This is a genomic window from Saccharothrix sp. BKS2 (assembly GCF_047689505.1).
In the GTDB taxonomy this organism is placed as follows: Bacteria; Actinomycetota; Actinomycetes; order Mycobacteriales; family Pseudonocardiaceae; genus Actinosynnema; species Actinosynnema lopnurensis.
On the sequence record NZ_JAUQOL010000019.1, the window covers coordinates 1 to 18369 of the forward strand.

The 18369-nt window shown below is 73.6% G+C and carries 22 protein-coding genes; 10 read left to right on the forward strand and 12 right to left on the reverse strand.

The window, feature by feature from the left end:
- Positions 1–66: 66 nt before the first annotated feature.
- Together Q5530_RS32535 and Q5530_RS32540 are read right to left on the reverse strand one after the other, a co-directional pair.
- Positions 67–1041, reverse strand: coding sequence for a CobW family GTP-binding protein (locus tag Q5530_RS32535; RefSeq protein ID WP_415366632.1), 975 nt, complete (start codon positions 1039–1041; stop codon positions 67–69).
- Positions 1042–1143: 102 nt separating this feature from the next.
- Positions 1144–1692 carry a TetR/AcrR family transcriptional regulator gene (locus tag Q5530_RS32540; protein WP_380639257.1) on the reverse strand — a complete coding sequence of 183 codons (549 nt, stop codon included), beginning with the start codon at positions 1690–1692 and terminating at the stop codon, positions 1144–1146.
- Positions 1693–1706: 14 nt separating this feature from the next.
- Between Q5530_RS32540 and Q5530_RS32545 the strand changes: the two genes are divergently transcribed.
- The 3 genes from Q5530_RS32545 (at position 1707) to Q5530_RS32555 (ending at position 4623) form a co-directional block, all read left to right on the forward strand.
- Positions 1707–2150: an SRPBCC family protein gene (locus tag Q5530_RS32545; RefSeq protein WP_415366633.1), complete on the forward strand. Its 444-nt coding sequence runs from the start codon at positions 1707–1709 to the stop codon at positions 2148–2150.
- A gap of 137 nt (positions 2151–2287) precedes the next feature.
- Positions 2288–2926 (forward strand): DedA family protein, encoded by a 639-nt coding sequence (locus Q5530_RS32550; protein WP_415366634.1) that lies wholly within the window; start codon positions 2288–2290, stop codon positions 2924–2926.
- A gap of 362 nt (positions 2927–3288) precedes the next feature.
- Positions 3289–4623 carry a styrene monooxygenase/indole monooxygenase family protein gene (locus Q5530_RS32555; protein WP_415366635.1) on the forward strand — a complete coding sequence of 445 codons (1335 nt, stop codon included), beginning with the start codon at positions 3289–3291 and terminating at the stop codon, positions 4621–4623.
- Here Q5530_RS32555 and Q5530_RS32560 read toward each other — a convergent pair.
- Positions 4589–5629: an FAD-dependent oxidoreductase gene (locus Q5530_RS32560; RefSeq protein WP_415366636.1), complete on the reverse strand. Its 1041-nt coding sequence runs from the start codon at positions 5627–5629 to the stop codon at positions 4589–4591. The genes Q5530_RS32555 and Q5530_RS32560 overlap by 35 nt on opposite strands.
- A 109-nt stretch (positions 5630–5738) precedes the next feature.
- On the opposite strand from Q5530_RS32560, the gene Q5530_RS32565 reads away from it, so the two are divergent.
- From Q5530_RS32565 to bcp, 3 genes are all read left to right on the forward strand, one after another.
- Positions 5739–6767, forward strand: a complete 1029-nt coding sequence (locus Q5530_RS32565; RefSeq protein ID WP_415366637.1) for an LLM class flavin-dependent oxidoreductase — start codon at positions 5739–5741, stop codon at positions 6765–6767.
- 284 nt (positions 6768–7051) lie between these two features.
- Positions 7052–7585 carry a hypothetical protein gene (locus tag Q5530_RS32570; protein ID WP_415366638.1) on the forward strand — a complete coding sequence of 178 codons (534 nt, stop codon included), beginning with the start codon at positions 7052–7054 and terminating at the stop codon, positions 7583–7585.
- An 18-nt stretch (positions 7586–7603) separates the two neighbouring features.
- The gene (gene bcp, locus Q5530_RS32575; protein ID WP_415366639.1) at positions 7604–8077 is read left to right on the forward strand and encodes a thioredoxin-dependent thiol peroxidase; all 474 of its coding nucleotides are present in this window, start codon (positions 7604–7606) and stop codon (positions 8075–8077) included.
- A gap of 46 nt (positions 8078–8123) precedes the next feature.
- On the opposite strand, the gene rdgB is transcribed toward bcp, so the two are convergent.
- Both rdgB and rph read right to left on the reverse strand, forming a co-directional pair.
- Positions 8124–8726 carry an RdgB/HAM1 family non-canonical purine NTP pyrophosphatase gene (gene rdgB / locus Q5530_RS32580; protein WP_415366640.1) on the reverse strand — a complete coding sequence of 201 codons (603 nt, stop codon included), beginning with the start codon at positions 8724–8726 and terminating at the stop codon, positions 8124–8126.
- Positions 8723–9487, reverse strand: coding sequence for a ribonuclease PH (gene rph, locus Q5530_RS32585; protein ID WP_380639275.1), 765 nt, complete (start codon positions 9485–9487; stop codon positions 8723–8725). Before rph ends, rdgB begins: the two co-directional genes overlap by 4 nt.
- 54 nt (positions 9488–9541) lie before the next feature.
- On the opposite strand from rph, the gene Q5530_RS32590 reads away from it, so the two are divergent.
- Positions 9542–10057 carry a DUF2231 domain-containing protein gene (locus Q5530_RS32590; RefSeq protein ID WP_415366642.1) on the forward strand — a complete coding sequence of 172 codons (516 nt, stop codon included), beginning with the start codon at positions 9542–9544 and terminating at the stop codon, positions 10055–10057.
- Here the strand turns inward: Q5530_RS32590 and Q5530_RS32595 are convergent.
- Genes Q5530_RS32595 through Q5530_RS32615 form a run of 5 tightly spaced genes read right to left on the reverse strand, consistent with a single transcriptional unit; the run spans position 10054 to position 13248 of the window.
- Positions 10054–10494: an OsmC family protein gene (locus tag Q5530_RS32595; protein WP_415366644.1), complete on the reverse strand. Its 441-nt coding sequence runs from the start codon at positions 10492–10494 to the stop codon at positions 10054–10056. The two genes, Q5530_RS32590 and Q5530_RS32595, sit on opposite strands and share 4 nt — an antisense overlap.
- A 10-nt stretch (positions 10495–10504) precedes the next feature.
- Positions 10505–11008 carry a hemerythrin domain-containing protein gene (locus Q5530_RS32600; RefSeq protein WP_415366645.1) on the reverse strand — a complete coding sequence of 168 codons (504 nt, stop codon included), beginning with the start codon at positions 11006–11008 and terminating at the stop codon, positions 10505–10507.
- Positions 10998–11810, reverse strand: coding sequence for an MBL fold metallo-hydrolase (locus tag Q5530_RS32605; RefSeq protein WP_415366646.1), 813 nt, complete (start codon positions 11808–11810; stop codon positions 10998–11000). The genes Q5530_RS32600 and Q5530_RS32605 overlap by 11 nt, the downstream gene beginning before the upstream one ends.
- Positions 11811–11827: 17 nt before the next feature.
- Positions 11828–12625, reverse strand: coding sequence for a glutamate racemase (gene murI / locus Q5530_RS32610; RefSeq protein ID WP_415366647.1), 798 nt, complete (start codon positions 12623–12625; stop codon positions 11828–11830).
- The gene (locus Q5530_RS32615) at positions 12622–13248 is read right to left on the reverse strand and encodes a rhomboid family intramembrane serine protease (protein ID WP_415366738.1); all 627 of its coding nucleotides are present in this window, start codon (positions 13246–13248) and stop codon (positions 12622–12624) included. Before Q5530_RS32615 ends, murI begins: the two co-directional genes overlap by 4 nt.
- A gap of 213 nt (positions 13249–13461) precedes the next feature.
- Between Q5530_RS32615 and Q5530_RS32620 the strand changes: the two genes are divergently transcribed.
- Positions 13462–14304: an SMP-30/gluconolactonase/LRE family protein gene (locus Q5530_RS32620; protein WP_415366648.1), complete on the forward strand. Its 843-nt coding sequence runs from the start codon at positions 13462–13464 to the stop codon at positions 14302–14304.
- 101 nt (positions 14305–14405) lie between these two features.
- On the opposite strand, the gene Q5530_RS32625 is transcribed toward Q5530_RS32620, so the two are convergent.
- Positions 14406–15179: an MBL fold metallo-hydrolase gene (locus Q5530_RS32625; RefSeq protein ID WP_380639291.1), complete on the reverse strand. Its 774-nt coding sequence runs from the start codon at positions 15177–15179 to the stop codon at positions 14406–14408.
- A 634-nt stretch (positions 15180–15813) separates the two neighbouring features.
- Positions 15814–16224: a cytidine deaminase family protein gene (locus Q5530_RS32630; protein ID WP_415366649.1), complete on the reverse strand. Its 411-nt coding sequence runs from the start codon at positions 16222–16224 to the stop codon at positions 15814–15816.
- A gap of 175 nt (positions 16225–16399) precedes the next feature.
- On the opposite strand from Q5530_RS32630, the gene Q5530_RS32635 reads away from it, so the two are divergent.
- Positions 16400–17053, forward strand: coding sequence for a polysaccharide deacetylase family protein (locus tag Q5530_RS32635; RefSeq protein WP_415366650.1), 654 nt, complete (start codon positions 16400–16402; stop codon positions 17051–17053).
- Entirely contained in the window at positions 17050–18345 is a 1296-nt protein-coding gene (locus Q5530_RS32640) for a PHB depolymerase family esterase (RefSeq protein ID WP_415366651.1), read from the forward strand. Before Q5530_RS32635 ends, Q5530_RS32640 begins: the two co-directional genes overlap by 4 nt.
- Positions 18346–18369: the final 24 nt, after the last annotated feature.

The window sequence follows — 18369 nt, forward strand, 5'->3', positions numbered from 1 at the left end:
CAGGTCTCCCGTTCAGGCCAGGTCTCCCGTTCAGGCCAGGTCTCCCGTTCAGGCCAGGTCTCCCGTTCAGGCCAGGTGCCGCAGCACCTCCAGCATGGACTGCGGGTTCACCGAGGCCGGGTCGTCCTCCGCGCACGCGGCCAGCTCCGCGCGGATCGCGGCGGTGTCCAGGCCGGTGCCGATCAGCACCAGCTCGGTGCGCCGCGGCCCTTCCCACGCCGAGCGCTCGAACCTCAGGAACGCGCCCACGGTGTGCAGGGAGAACCGCTGCCGGTGGCCGGGCACGTCGAACAGCACGAACCCCTTGATCCGGTACAGGCCCCGGGGCCGGCGGTCCAGGAAGGCCGTGAACCGCACGGGGTTCAGGGCGCCGCCGGTGAAGGCCACGCTCTCGTAGCGCACGTGGTCGTGCTCGTGCCCGTCGGCCGCGCCCTCGTCCTCGGCCAGGAGGTCCTCGAACGACAGCTGGCCGTGGCGGACCAGGGGTCGCGGGTCGAACAGCAGCTCCGGGTCGACCCGCCCGAACTCCGCCCGCACCACCGGCACGCCGGGCTTGAGCCGGTCGACCTCGGCCTCCAGCGCGGCCGGGTCGGCGGCGCGGTCGACCTTGTTCAGCACCACCAGGTCGGCCACCCGCAGGTGCCGGGCGAGGTCGTCGGGGAACTCGGCCGCGTCGACCAGCAGCACCAGGCCGCCGTAGGACAGCCGGGGGTTCTCGCTCGCCAGCACCATCCGGGCCATGGCCTGCGGCTCGGCCAGCCCGCTGGCCTCGACCACGATCACGTCCACCCGCGGTTCGAGCCTGGCCAGCATCTCGTCGAGCTCGGAGACGTCGATGGCGCAGCACAGGCAGCCGTTGCCCAGGGACACCGTCGAGTCGACCTGCCCGGCCACGCTCATCGCGTCGATGCCGATCGCGCCGAAGTCGTTGACCACGACGCCGACCCGGGTGCCGCGCGCGCGGGCGAGGAGGTGGTTGAGCAGCGTGGTCTTGCCGGCGCCGAGGAAACCGGCCACGACCACCACCGGGATGCGCCTCACGTGACGCGATCCTAGTTGGCCGGGCTCTGCGCCGGCGGGCCAGGTCGGCAGCGGCTCGGTCGACAGCGCCCCGGGTCGGCAGCGCCCGGTCAGCCGCCCCCGTCAGCCGTGCATCGCGGTGATGAACTGCTCCATCGCCGCGTTCACCCCGTCGAGGTCGTCGGTGGCCACCAGGTCCAGCAGCAGGCCGCGCGCGGCCGCCAGGCCGAGCCGGGCGCGGGCCTCGGCCACCTCCGGGGCGAACCCCCGGGCGCGCTCCACGGCGGCCACCGGCTCGACCCACCGCGAGACGATGCCGTCCAGCAGCGCGGTCGTGCCCCGCCTGCCCTGCGCCGCCTGCCCGTACAGCTCGAAGAACAGCCGTTCGTGGGCGCGCAGCGCCGGATCGGTGAGCACCCGCCAGAACTCCCGCGCCGCCTCGGCCGGTTCGTCGGTCCGCAGCGAGGTCAGCACCGCCCGCTGGTTCTCCTCGACCTCCCGGACCACCTCGACCAGCAGGCCCTCCTTGGAGCCGAAGTGGTAGATGAGCATCCGGTGGCTGGTGCCGACGGCCGTCGCGAGCGAGCGCAGGCTGACCTCGCCCAGGCCGTGCGCGGCCAGGTGCTCCACCACGGCGGTCAGCAGCCGCTGCCTGGCCCCTTGTCCCCTCATGTACCACATGGTACATGTACCAGATGGTTCACGAAATAGGGGTCACGGTGCGCAGCGCGGCATCACCCGAAGCGGTGTTCCGCCTGGCCGCCGACAGCTCCACCTGGCCCGAGTGGTCACCGGTCGTGTCGTACGAGCGGGAACGGGCGGGGGACGCGCGTGGAGTCGGCGAGATCCGGGTATTCAGGAACAAAGGCCGCAAGGCGCTCACTCGGGAGGAGGTCGTCGAACTGACGCCGAACGGGCGGGTGGGCTACGTCCTGCTGTCCGGTCTCGCGATACACGACTACCGGGCTTTCATCGACCTCTCGCCGGACGGCGCCGGGACGGTGATCCACTGGCACTCGTCGTTCGAGGCCGATGTGCGGGGCACGGGATGGCTCCACCGCCTGGTGCTCCAGGCCGTGATCTCCCGCTACGCCAGGGGGCTGGCCGCGCACGCAGCGCGGTCGTCCTGAGCGCGTGGCCGAGGGTGCTCCCGCACCGGGGGGTTCCGCCACCGGCGGTCGTCCACCGAATCCGTGCCGGGATTTCCGCGCGCGGGTGTGAGGACGACTTCATGGTGACCACGCCGGCGCGTTCGTAACTTGGGATCATGGATGTCGTCTCGTGGGTGACCGACCTGATGGAGAAGCTGGGCGCGCCGGGCGCCGGGCTCGCGATCGCGCTGGAGAACCTGTTCCCCCCGCTGCCGAGCGAGGTCTTCCTGCCGCTGGCCGGCTTCACCGCGAGCCAGGGCAAGATGAGCCTGTTCGCCGCGATCCTGTGGACCACCGCGGGCTCCGTGATCGGCGCGCTGCTGCTGTACTACCTGGGCGTCGCGCTCGGGCGTGAGCGGATGCGCCGCATCGCCGAGCGGATGCCGCTGATGAAGGTGTCCGACGTGGACCGGGCCGAGCAGTGGTTCCACCGGCACGGCAAGAGCACCGTCTTCTTCGGCCGGATGGTGCCGGTGTTCCGCAGCCTCATCTCGATCCCGGCCGGTGTCGAGCGGATGCCGGTGCCGCTGTTCACCCTGCTCACCGCGGCGGGCAGCCTCATCTGGAACACCGCGCTGATCCTCGCGGGCTACTTCCTGGGCGCCAACTACCACGTGGTGGACCAGTACCTGGGGATCGTGTCGAAGGTCGTGCTGGGCCTCGCGGTGGTGGCCGTGGTGTGGTTCGTGGTCTCCCGGGTGCGGCAGCGCGGACAGGACGAGGAAGAGGACGAGGAGTCCCACGCGCGCGGGTAGCGCCCGTGACGGCCGTCCACAGCGGACGGGCCCGATCCGTCGAAGACCGCGTTGACGTGCTCCTCCGGCGCGACCCCGCCGAACAGACCGGGGGCGCGCACTGCGAGGTACCGAACCGCCCGCCCCCGGGTCGGCCCGGCGGCGCCCACGCCGGGTGACCACCCGGGGCCCCGTCGCCCCCACCCCGCGACGGCACCCGCGCCCGGTCGCGCGCACACCGCCACCAGCGGGTTCACCCCAGCGGTGGGGAATTCGGGTGACGAACCGGCAACGACGCGCAACCCCCAGTGCACGTGGCGCGGGTCAGTGAACCCGAACGTGCTATGGCGCCACCCGCTCCGGGCCACCGAGGATCTCTTGACGTGCCCTCAATCGCCGTCGTCGGCGCAGGTCAAGCCGGTATTGTGCTGTCCGCCGCCCTGCTGCGGGCCGGGTGGCGGGTGTCGTTGTGCTCCGATCGGACGCCCGAGGAACTCCTCGCCGGCCGCGGACGGCCGACGGCCTGCCTGTTCGGGGACCAGGTGGAGTACGAGGCGGAGCTGGGCCTCGACTTCTGGCCGGAGGCGCCCCGGATGCGGCGCATCCACCTCGACCTGTGCACCGGGGACCGGGACGCGGCGTTCGCCGTGGACGCGCCGCTGCGCAAGCCCGCGCTCGCGGTCGACCAGCGGCTGAAGTTCTCGCGCGGCCTGCGGGAGCTGGGGGCGCGCGGGGCGTCGGTGACGGTGGGCGCGGTGACGGAGGCCGGGCTGGAGGAGCTGGCCGCCACGCACGACCTGGTCGTGGTCACCGCGGGCACCGGGGCGGGCTCCCTGTTCGAGCCCGACCCGGTGCGGTGCGTGCACACCGAGCCGCAGCGCAGGCTGTTCATGATCAACATCCACGGGTACGACCTGGCCGCCCGCCCCGAGCACCGGGAGGGCGTGTTCTCGTTCCTGCCCGGCACCGTGGAGGTGTTCTGGGTCCCCTTCCACGACCGGGACGTCGGCGAGTCGCGCAGCGTCGTGCTGGAGGCCGCGCCGGGCGGTCGGGCGGACCGGTTCTGCGGCGTGACCTCGGCCGACGAGGGGCTGGCCGTGCTCAAGGAGGTGGTGGACGAGCTGCTGCCGCACGAGTCGGCGTTCCTCCGGCCCGCCCGACCGACCTCCCCGGTGACCTGGATCAAGGGCGAGATCCTGCCGGTGGTGCGCAGACCCGTGGGCGTGCTGCCGTCCGGGCGGCACGTCCTCGGCCTCGGCGACGCGGTGGTGCTCAACGACCCGCTGACCGGGCAGGGCGCGAACAACGCCACCCGGATGGCGCGGTTCTTCGCCGAGGAGCTGGCCGCGTTCGACGGTCCCTACACCGCGGACTGGCTGACCTCGCGGTTCGACGAGTGGTGGGAGCGCGGGCGCCACGCCAACGAGTTCACCAACCGGATGCTGGCGCCGATGACCGCCGCGCAGAAGGAGCTGATCCTCGCCGCGTCCCGCCACCCCGGGATCGCCGAGCAGCTGTGGGAGGGGTTCAACGACCCGTCGTCGCTGTCCCCGTGGTTCTTCGAGGCGCCCGCGGCCCGCGAGTTCCTGGCCCGGTGCGACGTCGGCCGGCTGGACGTGCTGCGGTACAGGCTGGCGGTGGCCGCCCGGGTGGTCCGGCAGAAGCTGGTCGGGCTGAGACCGGTCAGGCGGCCCGCGGACGGGCGAGCAGCGACCTGAGCTCCTTCGCCGCGGCCCGCCCCGCCCTCGTGGCCCCGACCGTGCTGGCGGACGGGCCGTAGCCGACCAGGTGCACGCGCGGGTCCGCCACGACCCGCGTGCCGTCGAGCCGGACGCCGCCGCCGGCCTCGCGCAGGCGCAGCGGGGCGAGGTGGTCCAGCGCGGCGCGGAAGCCGGTCGCCCAGAGGATCGCGTCGGCGCGCTGCCGGGTGCCGTCGGCCCAGACCACGCCGTCCTCGGTGATCCGCTCGAACACCGGCCGCCGGTGGAGCACGCCGGTCCGCAGGCCCTCGCGCACGGCCGGGGTCAGGTGCAGGCCGGTCACGCCGACCACGCTGCGCGGCGGCAGGCCCAGCCGGACCCGCCGCTCGACCTCCGCCACGACGACGCGGCCGAGCTCGGGGGTGAACGGCTCGTCGGAGAACTCCGGCTCGCGGCGGGTGACCCAGGTGGTGCCCGCGGCGTGCCCGGCGATCTCCAGCAGCTGCTGGACCGCCGACGTGCCGCCGCCGACCACGACGACGTGCCGACCGGCGAACTCCGCCGGCCCCCGGTACCCCGACGAGTGCAGCTGGCGACCCCGGAACAGCTCCTGGCCCGGGTAGCGGGGCCAGAACGGGCGGGTCCAGGTGCCGGTGGCGTTGACCAGGGCGCGCGTGTCGAACGCCCCGCGGTCGGTCTCGACCCGGAGCAGCCCGCCGAGGTCGCGCACGGCGCGCACGCGGACCGGCCGCAGCACGTCCAGGTCGTTGCGGCGCTCGAAGTCGGCGAAGTAGGCGGGCAGCACCCGGCGGGCGGGCGCGTCCGGGTCGGGTTCGGCGAACGGCGCCCCGGGCAGGTCGTGGATGCCGTGCACGGTGGCCATCCGCAGGGACGGCCAGCGGTGCCGCCACGCGCCGCCGGGGCCCTCCTCGGCGTCGAGGACGCGGTGGTCGAGGCCGGCCCGCTTGAGGAAGTAAGCGGCGGACAGACCCGCTTGACCGGCGCCGACGACCACCACGTCCATGTCCCGGACAACGCCCCGCGCGCCGCGCCGCTTCCCCGCCCGCGGGTCGCGGTGGTCACACCCCGCGCGCGCGGGAAGGCAGCGGGACCCGCGGGCGTTGCCACCGGGTATGAGCCGACTCCGCGACGTGCCGCTGTCCGCACTGGACCTGGCCCCGATCACCACCTCGGGGGACGCGAGCACCGCGTTCGCCCACACCCGCGAACTCGCGCGGCACGTCGAACGGCTCGGCTTCACCCGGTTCTGGTTGGCCGAGCACCACAACATGCCCGGCATCGCGAGCTCGTCCCCCGCCGTCCTGATCGGCCACGTCGCCGACGCCACCACCACGCTGCGGGTCGGGTCGGGCGGCGTGATGCTGCCCAACCACCCGCCGATGGTGGTGGCCGAGCAGTTCGGCACGCTGTCCGCCCTGCACCCCGGCCGCATCGACCTGGGCATCGGGCGCGCCCCGGGCACCGACCAGCGGACCGCGCGGGCGCTGCGCCGCACCGCCGGGCCGCTGTCCGCCGACGACTTCCCGCAGCAGCTCGCCGAGCTGACCGGCTACTTCGCCGGCAGCGAGCCGCTGGACGCCGTGCCCGCCGAGGGCAACAGGCCGGACGTCTTCCTGCTCGGCTCCAGCGGCTACAGCGCCCAGGTCGCGGCCGTGAACGGGCTGCCGTTCGCCTTCGCCCACCACTTCAGCGCGCAGAACACGCTGCCCGCGCTGGCCCTGTACCGGGAGCGGTTCCGGCCGTCGGCGCGGCTGTCCGAGCCCTATGCGGTGGTCTGCGCCTCGGTGCTGGTCGCGGACACCGACGAGCGCGCCGAGTACCTGGCGATGCCCGGTTCGCTGGCCTTCCTGAACCTGCGCAGCGGCCGACCGGGGCGGATGCCCACCAACGAGGAGGCCGCCGCCCACCCCTACACCGACCTGGAGCTGCTGTTCATCGAGGAGCGGCGGGCCGAGCAGGTGCTGGGCTCCCCCGAGACGGTGCGGGCGCAGCTCGGGCGGCTGCTCGACGACACCCGGGCCGACGAGCTGATGGTGACCACCATGGTCGCCGAGCAGCGGGACCGGCTCCGGTCGTACGAACTGCTGGCCGAACTGTTCGATCGTTCGTCCGAACGGGTGAAGACCGAAGTCGAGGTGTAGCGGTTCGCGGGTGGACCGCGATGATCGGTGTGAGCGCGCACGCCCCCCGACGCGCTCTCCAACTCCCGGTCGGTTCGCCGGCCGGGGCTCGGCCGCCGCCGACCCGCGTGGGCGCCGCCCGGTGTGGCGCCGCCCACGCGGGCAGCCGTGCGCCATCACGGGTTGGCCACGGGCAGGCACCAGGTGCGCGTCAAGGCCCCCGATCCGCCCCCGCGGACCCTTCCGCCCCGTCATGGTGGTGGCAGTCGCAGCAAGCCCACCGCCGGGGCGGGAAGGGGAGGTTCGTGAAGTTCGCCAGACTGGCCGTCGGCGCATGCCTGGGCTTGGCCGTGGCGGGGTGTGCGGACCACACCGGCATCGACCCCGTCGCCCCCGCGCCCTCCGCGGTGGCCGAGCAGGGTCCCGAGGCGGCCGCGAGACAGGCCTCCACCGAGTTCGGCACGCAGCGCGTGTGGGCCGGCGGGATGGCCGTCACCGTGTCCCAGCCGACCTCGCTCAAGCCGAGCGACACCTCGTTCCCGCAGTCCCCGCGCGCCGCGGTGTTCACGCTCACCCTGGTGAACAACACCAAGGAGGTCTACCGGACCAGCGGGCTCGCGGTGCGGGCCGAGATCGCGGGCGCGCCGGTGGCCGAGGTGCGCGACTCGGTGCAGGGCCTCAACGGGATCGCGGCCGCCGTCAGCGAGGTCGCCCCCGGTGGCGAGACCGTGCTGACCATGGCTTTCGCCGTGCCCGAGCACCCGGTGCGGCTGCGCCTGGTGATCGAGCCCAACGGGGCCGGGCAGGAGCCGAACGCCACGTTCGAGGGCAGGACCTGACCTGTAGCGTCTCGCCCCATGACCGAGCAGAAGCGCCTGTCCCCCGGCGACCAGGCCCCGGCGTTCACGCTGCCCGACAGCGGGGGCAAGCCCGTCTCGCTGTCCGACTACCTGGGACGCTCCGTGGTCGTCTACTTCTACCCGGCCGCGAGCACGCCGGGGTGCACCAAGCAGGCGTGCGACTTCCGCGACAGCACCGCCGCGCTGGCGTCCGCCGGCTACGAGGTCGTCGGGATCTCGCCGGACAAGCCGGAGAAGCTCGCCGCGTTCGCCGCGGCCGAGGGCCTGGACTTCCCGCTGCTGGCCGACGTGGACCGCGAGGTGCTCACCCGGTGGGGCGCGTACGGGGAGAAGCTGAACTACGGCCGGAGGATCATGGGCGTGATCCGGTCCACCTTCCTGGTCGACCCCGAGGGGAAGATCACGAAGGCCATGTACAACGTGCGCGCCACCGGGCACGTGGCCAAGCTGCTGCGCGAGCTGCCCGCCTGACCGGCGGCCCGTCCGCCGGCCCGGCTGCCCGCCCGGTCCGCCGGGGTCAGCTCCGGGCCGGCTCCCGCAGGTGCGGCAGCAGCAGGCGCAGCGCACGGCCCCGGTGGGACAGCGCGTCCTTCTCCTCCGGCGACAGCTCGGCCGACGTCACGTCGTGGCCCTCCGGGCGGAAGACCGGGTCGTAGCCGAAGCCGTTCGCGCCGCGCGGCTCGCGGGTGATGGCGCCCCGCCACTCGCCGCGCACCACGACCTCCGCGTTCCCCGACACGAACGCCGCGGTGCACACGAACGCGGCGCCGCGGCGCTCGTCCGGCACGTCGCGCAGCTGCCCGAGCACCAGCTCGGTGTTGGCGAGGTCGTCGCCGTGCCGGCCGGACCACCGCGCCGACAGCACGCCCGGCATCCCGTTGAGCGCGTCGATCGCGATGCCCGAGTCGTCCGCCACGGACGGCAGGCCGGTGGCGCGGAAGGCGTCGCGCGCCTTGGCCAGGGCGTTGCCCTCGAACGTCGGGTCGGTCTCCGGCGCCTCGGGGAACTCCGGCACGTCGTCCAGGCCGACGACCTCGATGCCCGCCAGCCCTTCGGCCAGCAGGATGCGGCGCAGCTCGGCGAGCTTCTTCCGGTTGCGGGACGCGAGCAGCAGCTTCACTTCTTCCTCGCCTTCGGCTCGGGCAGCACGCCGGGGTAGGGCAGGGCGAGCGCCTCGGACTGGAGGCGGTTGAGCTCCGCGCACCCGGCCAGGGCCACGTCCAGCATCTTGTCCAGCGTGGAGCGCGCGAACGTGGCGCCCTCGCCGGTGCCCTGGACCTCGATCAGGGTGCCCGCGTCGGTGGCCACCACGTTCATGTCGACCTCGGCGCGCGAGTCCTCCTCGTAGGGCAGGTCGAGCCGCACGCGGCCGTCCACCACGCCGACGGACACCGCCGACACCGCGCACGACAGCGGCTGGGGGTCGGCCAGGCGCTTGGCGGCGGACAGCCAGGTCACGGCGTCGGCCAGGGCCACGTACGCGCCGGTGATGGCGGCGGTGCGGGTGCCGCCGTCGGCCTGGATCACGTCGCAGTCGATGACGATCGTGTTCTCGCCCAGTGCGGCCAGGTCGATGCAGGCGCGCAGGGCGCGGCCGATCAGGCGGCTGATCTCGTGCGTGCGGCCGCCGACTCGGCCCTTCACCGACTCGCGGTCGCCGCGGGTGTGCGTCGCCGACGGCAGCATCGCGTACTCGGCGGTCACCCAGCCCAGGCCGGAGCCGGACCGCCAGCGCGGGACGCCCTCCGTCACGCTGGCCGCGCAGAGCACCCGGGTGTTGCCGAACTCGATCAGCACCGACCCGGCGGGCCACTGCTGGAAGCCGCGGGTGATCCGGATGTCGCGCAGCACGTCGTCGTTCCTGCCATCGCTCCTCAGCACGGCACTACCCTATTGCGCTGAACCCGGGGACAGCCCACCGGCGTAGGGAGAGGCATGGCACTCGCGAGCGACCTGGTGAAGATCTTCGGCCTCCCCGCGCACCCGCTGCTGGTCCACGCGGTCGTGGTGCTGCTCCCGCTGGCCGCCGCGGGGGCGGTCGCTCTGGCGGTGGTGCCGCGCTGGCGGCGGCGGTACACGTGGCCGCTGCTGGGCGTGACGGTGGCGGGCGTGGGCTCGGTGCCGCTGGCCCAGTGGTCCGGCGACCAGCTGTACGCGCAGATGGCCGCCCTGGGGAACCCGCTGATCGAGCGGCACGCCTCGCTGGGCAACGACCTGCTGCCGTTCGCGCTGGGCTTCGGCGTGGCGGTGGTCGCGCTGCTGGTCGCGGGCCGGCTGGCCGACCGCGAGCGCGCGGCGGCGGCCGACGACGGGAACGTGCCGGGGACGTGGCGGCGCATCTGCGCGGTGGTGGCCGTGCTGGTGATCGCGGCGGGCGTGGCGGCGACCGTGCAGGTGGTCCGCATCGGGCACAGCGGCTCCACGGCCGTGTGGGACGGGATCGGGGGCTAGCCGAACGTGGGCCGGCCGACCGGGCCCGGCGGGACCGGGCCCGGCAGGATCAGCGGCGCGGGCGGCGCCTTCTTCAGGGTGCGGGTGACGGTGCACAGCTGCTCCACCGCCCGCCGCACGACCTGGTCCAGCGCCGCCAGCTGCTCGTCGTCCAGGGCCGAGGTGTCGTAGTCGAGGGTGATGGGGATGGCGTCCAGCTCGTGGGCGCCCTCGGGCCGCACGTCCCGCGCGCGGGCCACCAGACCCCCCTCGCCGACCCGGCGGGTGACCAGCGTCTCCGCGGTCACCACCGCGCAGCCGGCCGCCGCGGCGAGCAGCAGCTCGACGGGCGAGAAGGCACCCTCCGCGCCCGAGCGGCCGAGGCGCACCGAGGCGCCCCGGTCGTTCTCCGCCACGAAGTCGTGCCGACCCACCCTGCGCACCTCGACGTTCGCCACGCGGCCGACGTTAGTCGATCCGGTCCTTCGTGTCGGCCGCGATCCGGCGCACGTAGGAGATGTCGCCGCAGTCGTCGTCCAGGCGGTCCTGCCGGATCTCCAGGAAGAGCTTGCCCAGCTCGGCGCGGCGCGAGTCGTCCACCTGCTCGCGGGCGTCGTTGAGGATGGTGCGCTCCTCCTCGTCCACGTGGTGGTTGAGCGCCTCGACCAGCTCCTCCAGCTTGCTCTCCCAGTCCTCGGACTCGGTGTCGGTGACCTCCATCAGCGCCAGCAGGGCCTGGTGGCCCTCGGCGTGCTCCTCGGCGCCGTGGTCGACCTCGTCGTTGTCGACCTCCTTGTAGCGCTTGAGGGCCGGGTAGACCTCGGACTCCTCGGCCTCGGCGTGGGCCACGAGCAGCGCGGCCAGCTCACCCAGCAGGGCCGTCCGGTCGGAGTTCCGGTCACGCAGTTGGCGGAACAGCTCCTCGAACCTCCGGTGGTCTTCGAGGATCAGTTCGACGACGTCAGTTGCCATGGCCGCCGATTACCCGGACCACCGGTTCGTCAACCGCGTAGGTGCCGCCCGGGACGACCAGCTCGACGGGGCCCGGGAAGCGGCCGCGCGCCTCGGCCAGCACGGCGGCCTTGTCGGTCCACGGGGCCACGTGGGTGAGCAGCAGCCGGCCGACGCCGGCGGCCGCCGCGAGCTCCCCCGCCTGCACCCCGGACAGGTGGTGACCGGTCGGCCGGTCGTCGGCGTGCGTCCAGGTCGCCTCGGACAGCAGCACGTCCGCGCCGTCGGCCAGGGTCCGCAGCGCGTCGCACGGCCCGGTGTCGCCGGTGAAGGCGAGGGTCGCGGACCCGGTGGCGATGCGGAACCCGTACGCCTCGGTGGGGTGGTCGACGCGGACCGGGGTGATCTCGAACGGGCCCACGCGGAACGGGGCGCGGTCGACGAGGGTGTGGAACTCGAAGACGTCGGACAGGTCCGTGGCGAGCAGCTCCTCGGCGGTCTCCGCGTAGGCGCGGGCGAACCGGTCGGCGCTCTCCGACGGCCCGTGCACGGGCAGCCGGTGCTCGGTCGTGTCGTGCGGCGGGTCGGTGTGGTAGCGGCGGATGACGGCGAGGGTGGTGAAGTCGCTGCAGTGGTCCGGGTGCAGGTGGGAGAACAGCAGCGCGTCCATCGAGAACGGGTCGTGGCGCGACTGGAGGGCGGCGAGCACGCCGCTGCCCAGCTCGATCGCGAGCCGGCAGCCGTCCGCCTCGACGAGGTAGCCGGATGCGGGGCCGTCCGGGCCCGGCAGGCTGCCCGAGCAGCCCAGGGTGGTCAACAGCACCCGGCGAGCGTGCCGGCTCAGCAGTGGGGGCGGAAGGAGGCGTTTTCCAACCGGGGCAGGAATCGGCGGGCCAGCCTGGCGAAGGAGGCCACCTCGCCGGTGCAGGAGAACACCTGGTCGGGCGCGCCCGTGCGGAACAGGTCGCGCTCGGTCAGCACCCGGACCACGTCCTTGACGGTCTCCTCGGCGCTGGAGACCAACGTCACGTCGTTGCCCATGACGATCTGCACCACGCCGGTGAGCAGCGGGTAGTGGGTGCAGCCGAGGACCACGGTGTCGACCTCGGCGCGCTGGAGCGGCTCCAGGTACGCCTGGGCGAGGCCGAGGACCTGGCGGCCGGAGGTGGTGCCGCGTTCGACGAAGTCCACGAACCGGGGGCAGGGCACCGCGGTGACCTCGACGTCGCGCACCGCGGCGAACGCGTCCTGGTAGGCGCCGGAGGTGACGGTGCCCGCGGTGCCGATGACGCCGATCCGCCCGGTGCGGGTAGTGGCGACCGCGCGGCGCACGGCCGGCAGCACGACCTCGACCACCGGGATGTCGTAGCGCTCGCGGGCGTCGCGCAGGCAGGCGGAGGACGCCGTGTTGCAGGCGATGACGAGCAGCTTCGCCCCGTCGGCCACGAGCCGGTCGGCGATCTTCAGGGCGTGCTCGCGGACCCGGGCGATGGGCTGGGGGCCGTAGGGCGAGTTCGCGGTGTCCCCGACGTACCGGATCCGCTCCTCGGGCAGCTGGTCCATGATCGCGCGGGCGACGGTCAGCCCACCGACGCCGGAGTCGAAGATCCCGATCGGGGAGTCGGAGCTCGGAGTCACACCCCGAGGTTAGCCCGCGCGTCGCGGGCCACGCCCCACGCCGCGAGCACGCCGCCGAGCGCGCCGAACAGGTGGCCCTCCCACGAGATGCCGGGCTGGCCGGGGAGCACGCCCCACAGGGCGGTGCCGTAGAGCGCGAAGACGACCAGGGCGACCACGACCTGCCACGGGCTGCGCGCGAACAGGCCGCGCACCAGCAGGAACGCCAGGAAGCCGAACACCAGGCCGGACGCGCCGATGTGGCTGCCGTAGGAGCCGACCACCCAGGTGCCGAGCCCGCCGGTGAGCCAGATGACGGCGGTGACCTGGAGGAACTGCTTGATGCCGCCCGAGGTGGCCAGGAAGCCGAGCACGAGCAGCGGCACGGCGTTGCCCGTCAGGTGGGCCCAGTCGGCGTGCAGGTAGGGGTACCAGATGATGTTGTCCCACTGGGAGAAGTCGCGCGGGAGCACGCCGTCGTCGTCGAACCGGCCGCCCAGCACCACGTCGACGGCCTCGACCACGTACAGCAGCCCGACGAACCCCAGCACCACCGCGGCGGACAGCAGCGGGTTGGGCGGGATCACCCTCTTGGCCAACGGCGTGGGCGCCTTCCCCCCGCCACCCGTCCCCACCTCACCGATTCCCACTCCCCCAACCTACGCGACCCCGCGAGTCGTACGTCCAGGTCGCGCGAGTCGTACGTTCCGGACCCCCGAGTTCAACGTTCAGGTTCACCTATCGGGTGGCGAGCGCGGTCCTGAACGCTGAACTCGGGGGTCCTGGACGTACGACACGGTGGGTCTGGACGTACGACTCGCGAGGGGTGGTGGGGAGGGGGGACGTAGGGTGGTGGCGTGATCGAGGTGGCGGTGCGGGCCGAGGCGGCCTTAGGAGAGGCGCCCACGTGGGACCACGCGAGCGGGACGCTGCTGTGGGTGGACGTGCTGGCCGGCGAGGTGCACCGCTACAGCCCGGCGCGGGACGACGACGCCGTGCTGGAGGTGCCGCAGCACGTGGGCGCGGCCAAGCCGCGGTCCCGGGGCGGGCTGGTGCTCAACCTGCGCGACGGGATCGCGCTGCTGGACCGGGACGGGACCAAGACCTGGCTGGTCTACTGGGCGCGGGACGGGGTGCGCGGGAACGACGCGGCCGTCGACCCGGCGGGGCGGCTGTGGGCGGGCACCATGCGCTACGACGAGGAGCCCGACGGCTGGTTGGCCCGGGTCCAGCCCAACGGTGACGCCAAGGTCGTGCTGGACAAGCTCGGGGTCAGCAACGGCATCGGCTGGAGCCCCGACGGCACCCGCATGTACTACATCGACTCCGCGGAGCGCCGCGTCGACGTGCTCGACTTCGACCGCGAGACCGGTGAGGCCACCCACCGCCGCCCGCTGGCCGAGGTCCGCCGCGGCCTGCCGGACGGGCTCACCGTGGACGCCTCCGGCGCGGTCTGGGTGGCGCTGTGGGGCGGGGCGGCCGTGCACCGCTACACCCCCGACGGCGCGCTGGACCTCGAACTCGAACTGCCGGTGGGCCAGCCGACCGCGTGCTGCTTCGGCGGGCCCGACTTCACCGACCTGTACGTCACCAGCGCCCGGACCGGGTTGTCCGGCGACGCCCTGAGCGAGCTGGCCGGGTCCGTGCTGGTGCTGCCCGGGGTCGGGGAAGGGTTGCCGTCGACCGCGTTCGCGGGTTGAGGGAGCCAGGGGGCAGGGGGCAGGGGGCAGGGGGGCGTAGGGACAGAGGCTGGGGCGAAGGCGCGGGTTGAGAGGGCTGGGGCTCGGGTGGCGGGGCGAGGTCAGGCGATCTCGTACACCGCGCCGGGTTCGGCCAGCACCACCGGGCCGTCGAACTCGGTCACCGCGTCGGCCAGCACGCCGTCGCGGTCCGACCACGGCAGCACGTGCGTCAGCACCAGCCGGCCCACCCCGGCGGCCGCCGCCACCGCGCCCGCCTCCCGCCCGCTCATGTGCAGGTAGTCGGCCCGGCCGGCCTGCTCGCGCCACGCCGAGTCGGCCAGCAGCAGGTCCGCGCCGCGCGCCAGCCCCACCAGCTCCGGGCACGGCACGGTGTCGCCGGAGAACACCAGCGACGCGCCCCCGTGCGTCAGCCGGAACGCGTACGCCTCGCAGATGTGCCGCATCGCGGCCACCTCGACCTCCACCGGACCGACCCGGTACGAGCCGGGCGCGAGCGGCACGAAGTCGAACGCCTCCTCCAGCCGCAGCGCGGCCAGTTCGGCGCGGCTCGCGGCGTGCGCGGCGGCCAGCCGGGACGGCGCGTGCGCCGGGGCGAACACGGGCAGCCTGCGCTCGGTCACGTCGTACGGCGGCGACGGGTGGTGGCGCCGGTGCACGGTGAGCGCGCTGAAGTCCGCGCAGTGGTCGAGGTGCAGGTGCGACAGCAGCACGGCGTCGAGGTCGAACGGGTCGCAGTGCCGCATCAGGGCGCCGAACACGCCGCTGCCCAGTTCCAGCACGATCCGGACCCCGCCCGCCTCCACCAGGTACCCGGAGGTGGGCAGGCCGGGACCGGGTGCGCTGCCCGCACACCCGAGCACCGTCAATTGCATGGCGGAACGATAGCAGCCCGCTCTCTGCAAAAATGCGGAAAGGACGCGGGAAGAAGCTGCCGATATCGGTGGTGGATAGGTTCACTCGAATGCATCAGCGGGGGTCGGGCAGCGGTTGGGACCGAGCGGGAGTTGCTCCTCGGCGCGGAACCCGATTGGCCCTCGGCGCACCGCCGGCCGATGCGGCGGGCCGAGTTCGAACAGGCTTGTCTGCGGATTGCCGAAGTCGGGGAGAAGCGCATCCGGTGACGCGTGTCCGCCGGTCGGGTGAGCTACGGGTACACCCGGTCAACCCCGCCCGAGCCGGGGCGCGCACGGTGTCGTGCGCGATACCGCGGTTCCCGCCGAACCGGCATATCACAATGCCTCACCGCATCGGGCTGAACGGGCTGCGCCATTCGACGGGCGGTGGTGTTGGAAGAACTGCGCGAGATCGCGGCGCAGCCGGCAGGCCGGCGATCGGGGAACGACTCCGCGCCGGTCGATTGCCCGGTGCCGGGTGGCGGCGCCGCAATTCCCGCGCGTTGCGTCCGACCTCCGAATACCCGCCGCCCGCGGAGCACGCGCACGACCACCGGGGGATTTCGCGGCGGCGGGCCCGGCGAGCAGGCCCGGCGACCGGCAGGCGCCCGCGCTAGTCGTCGTGGCGGCGCTGCTCCAGCGCGGTCAGGTGCTCCACCCAGCGGTAGGCGCGCGGCAGCAGGTCGACCACGGCCACCGCCTCCTCCTCGGCCACCAGCACCCGGACCCCCGGCATCAGGTCGGACAGCACCTGGCGGCACCGGCCGCACGGCACGAGGACGCCCGTCGCGTCCACGGCCACCAGCGACTCCAGTTCGTAGACCCCCTCGGCCGCCGCCGCGCCCAGGACGACCAGCTCCGCGCACGGGCCGCCCGCGAAGTGGAAGACGTTGAGGCCGGTGAACACGCGGCCGTCCGGCGCGAGACCGGCCGCGGCCGCGGTGTGGTGCCGCCACCGGGTGCGGGCGCGCGCGGTCCGCAGCGCCGTGGCCAGCAGGTCCCGTTCCGGCTCGGTCGGCAGCACGCGGGCGAGCTTACGAAAGTTTCCCCGGCACCACCACGGACCGAATGGGTGTTTTGCCTGTTCCGCCAGCTCATCAGGCCATTTGAGATCCGCAACTTCCACGAAACCCGTTGTCCGACCACGGTCGGGAGTCACATAGTGGCCTGAATTCCTTATACCGTTTTGAGGAGCAACGATGCTCTGGAGAACCCTCCTCGCCGCCACGCTCGTGGTGGTCGCGCTTCCGGTCGCCGCGTCCACGGCCCAGGCCGCGCCGTGCAACGGGTACGTGGCGTTGACCTACGACGACGGTCCGAACGGTCAGTTCACCCGGCCGCTGATCGGCGCGCTGCGCTCGGTGGGCGCGCGGGCGACGTTCTTCGACCTCGGTCGGAACGTGCAGCAGCAGGCGGGCCTGGCCCGTGAGACCGCGTCGGCCGGCATGTGGATCGGCAACCACTCCTGGTCGCACCCGTACCTGACGAACCTGGGCGCGGCCCAGGTGGCGACCGAGCTGGCCAACACCCAGAACGCGATCCGCAGCGCCACCGGCCAGACGCCGACGCTGTTCCGCCCGCCGTACGGCGCGACGAACGCGACCGTGCAGAACGAGGCCCGCAAGCTCGGCCTGACCCAGGTCACCTGGTCGGTCGACACGCAGGACTGGAACGGCGCCTCCACCGACGCCATCGTGCGTTCCGCCACCGGCGCGAACGCGGGCGCGATCGTGCTCATGCACGCCGCCTACCAGGCGACCGTGAACGCGGTGCCGCGGATCGTGCAGGGCCTGGCCGCCAAGGGCCTGTGCCCCGGCCGGATCAACAACTCCGGCCAGGTGGTGGCCCCGTGAGGAAGGGGCTCACCGCGCTGCTCGCCGGGGTGACCGCGGCGGCGGCGTTCTGCCTCGCCCTCGTCGCCGCGCCGCAGCCCGCCTCGGCCGCGGCGCTGACCGAGGTGACCGGCTTCGGCACGAACCCGAGCAACCTGCGGATGCACCTGTACGTGCCGGACCGCACGCAGGCCCGCCCTCCGGTGCTGCTGGCGGTGCACTACTGCACGGGCACCGGCCCGGCGTTCCACTCCGGCACGGAGTTCGCGCGGCTGGCCGACCAGTACGGGTTCATCGTCATCTACCCGACCGCCACGCGCTCCGGCGGCTGCTACGACGTGTCCTCGCCGCAGGCGCTGCGCCGCGACGGCGGCAGCGACCCGGTGGGCCTGGCGTCGATGGTCCGCTACGTGCTCCAGCGCTACAACGGCGACACCGGCCGCGTGTTCGTCACCGGTGTCTCGTCCGGTGCGATGACCACGAACGTGATGCTGGCCAACTACCCCGACGTGTTCGCCGCGGGCGCGGCGTTCGCGGGCGTGCCCGCGAGCTGCTTCGCCACCACCGACGGCTCGTCGTGGAACAGCGCGTGCGCCAACGGCCAGGTGAACAAGACCGCGCAGGAGTGGGGCAACCTGGTGCGCGGCGCCTACCCGGGGTACAGCGGGGCCCGACCGCGGATGCAGATCTGGCACGGCACCGCGGACGACACGCTGCGCTACCCGAACTTCGCCGAGCAGGTCGAGCAGTGGACCAACGTCCACGGCCTGTCGACCACGCCGACCTCGACGGACTCGCCGCAGTCCGGCTGGACGCGCACGCGCTACGGCGACAAGGTCGAGGCCATCTCGATGCAGGGCACCGGGCACAACCTGCTGGCCTCGGGCATGGCGCTGCGCGCGATCCAGTTCTTCGGCCTGGACCGCGGCGGCCCCACCGGCACGACGACGACCACCACCACCACGACGACGACCACGACCGGCAACCAGCCGGCCGGGGCCTGCCGGATCGCCTACGCGGTCAACTCGTGGAACACCGGCCTGACCGCCACCATCACCATCACCAACACCGGCACGAGCGCGGTCAACGGCTGGCAGCTCGCGTTCACCCTGCCCGCCGGCCAGACCGTCACCGGCGGCTGGGGCGCGACCTGGTCACCCACCAGCGGTGCGGTGACCGGCCGCAACGTCGCCTACAACGCCGCCATCGCCCCGAACGGGTCGATCGGCATCGGCCTCCAGGCCACGCACGGCGGCAACACCGGCAAGCCCACCTCGTTCACCCTGAACGGGGCGGCCTGCGCCGTCGCCTGACCCCGGCGCGGACGAGGGCCCCGC

Excerpts from the sequence above, each read along its gene's own strand:
- Q5530_RS32540 (WP_380639257.1), bottom strand. The coding sequence starts at position 1,692 with ATGAGGGGACAAGGGGCCAGGCAGCGGCTGCTGACCGCCGTGGTGGAG.
- Q5530_RS32545 (WP_415366633.1), top strand. The coding sequence starts at position 1,707 with ATGTACCAGATGGTTCACGAAATAGGGGTCACGGTGCGCAGCGCGGCA.
- Q5530_RS32550 (WP_415366634.1), top strand. The coding sequence starts at position 2,288 with ATGGATGTCGTCTCGTGGGTGACCGACCTGATGGAGAAGCTGGGCGCG.
- Q5530_RS32560 (WP_415366636.1), bottom strand. The coding sequence starts at position 5,629 with ATGGACGTGGTGGTCGTCGGCGCCGGTCAAGCGGGTCTGTCCGCCGCT.
- Q5530_RS32565 (WP_415366637.1), top strand. The coding sequence starts at position 5,739 with ATGAGCCGACTCCGCGACGTGCCGCTGTCCGCACTGGACCTGGCCCCG.
- bcp (WP_415366639.1), top strand. The coding sequence starts at position 7,604 with ATGACCGAGCAGAAGCGCCTGTCCCCCGGCGACCAGGCCCCGGCGTTC.
- Q5530_RS32590 (WP_415366642.1), top strand. The coding sequence starts at position 9,542 with ATGGCACTCGCGAGCGACCTGGTGAAGATCTTCGGCCTCCCCGCGCAC.
- Q5530_RS32600 (WP_415366645.1), bottom strand. The coding sequence starts at position 11,008 with ATGGCAACTGACGTCGTCGAACTGATCCTCGAAGACCACCGGAGGTTC.
- Q5530_RS32625 (WP_380639291.1), bottom strand. The coding sequence starts at position 15,179 with ATGCAATTGACGGTGCTCGGGTGTGCGGGCAGCGCACCCGGTCCCGGC.
- Q5530_RS32635 (WP_415366650.1), top strand. The coding sequence starts at position 16,400 with ATGCTCTGGAGAACCCTCCTCGCCGCCACGCTCGTGGTGGTCGCGCTT.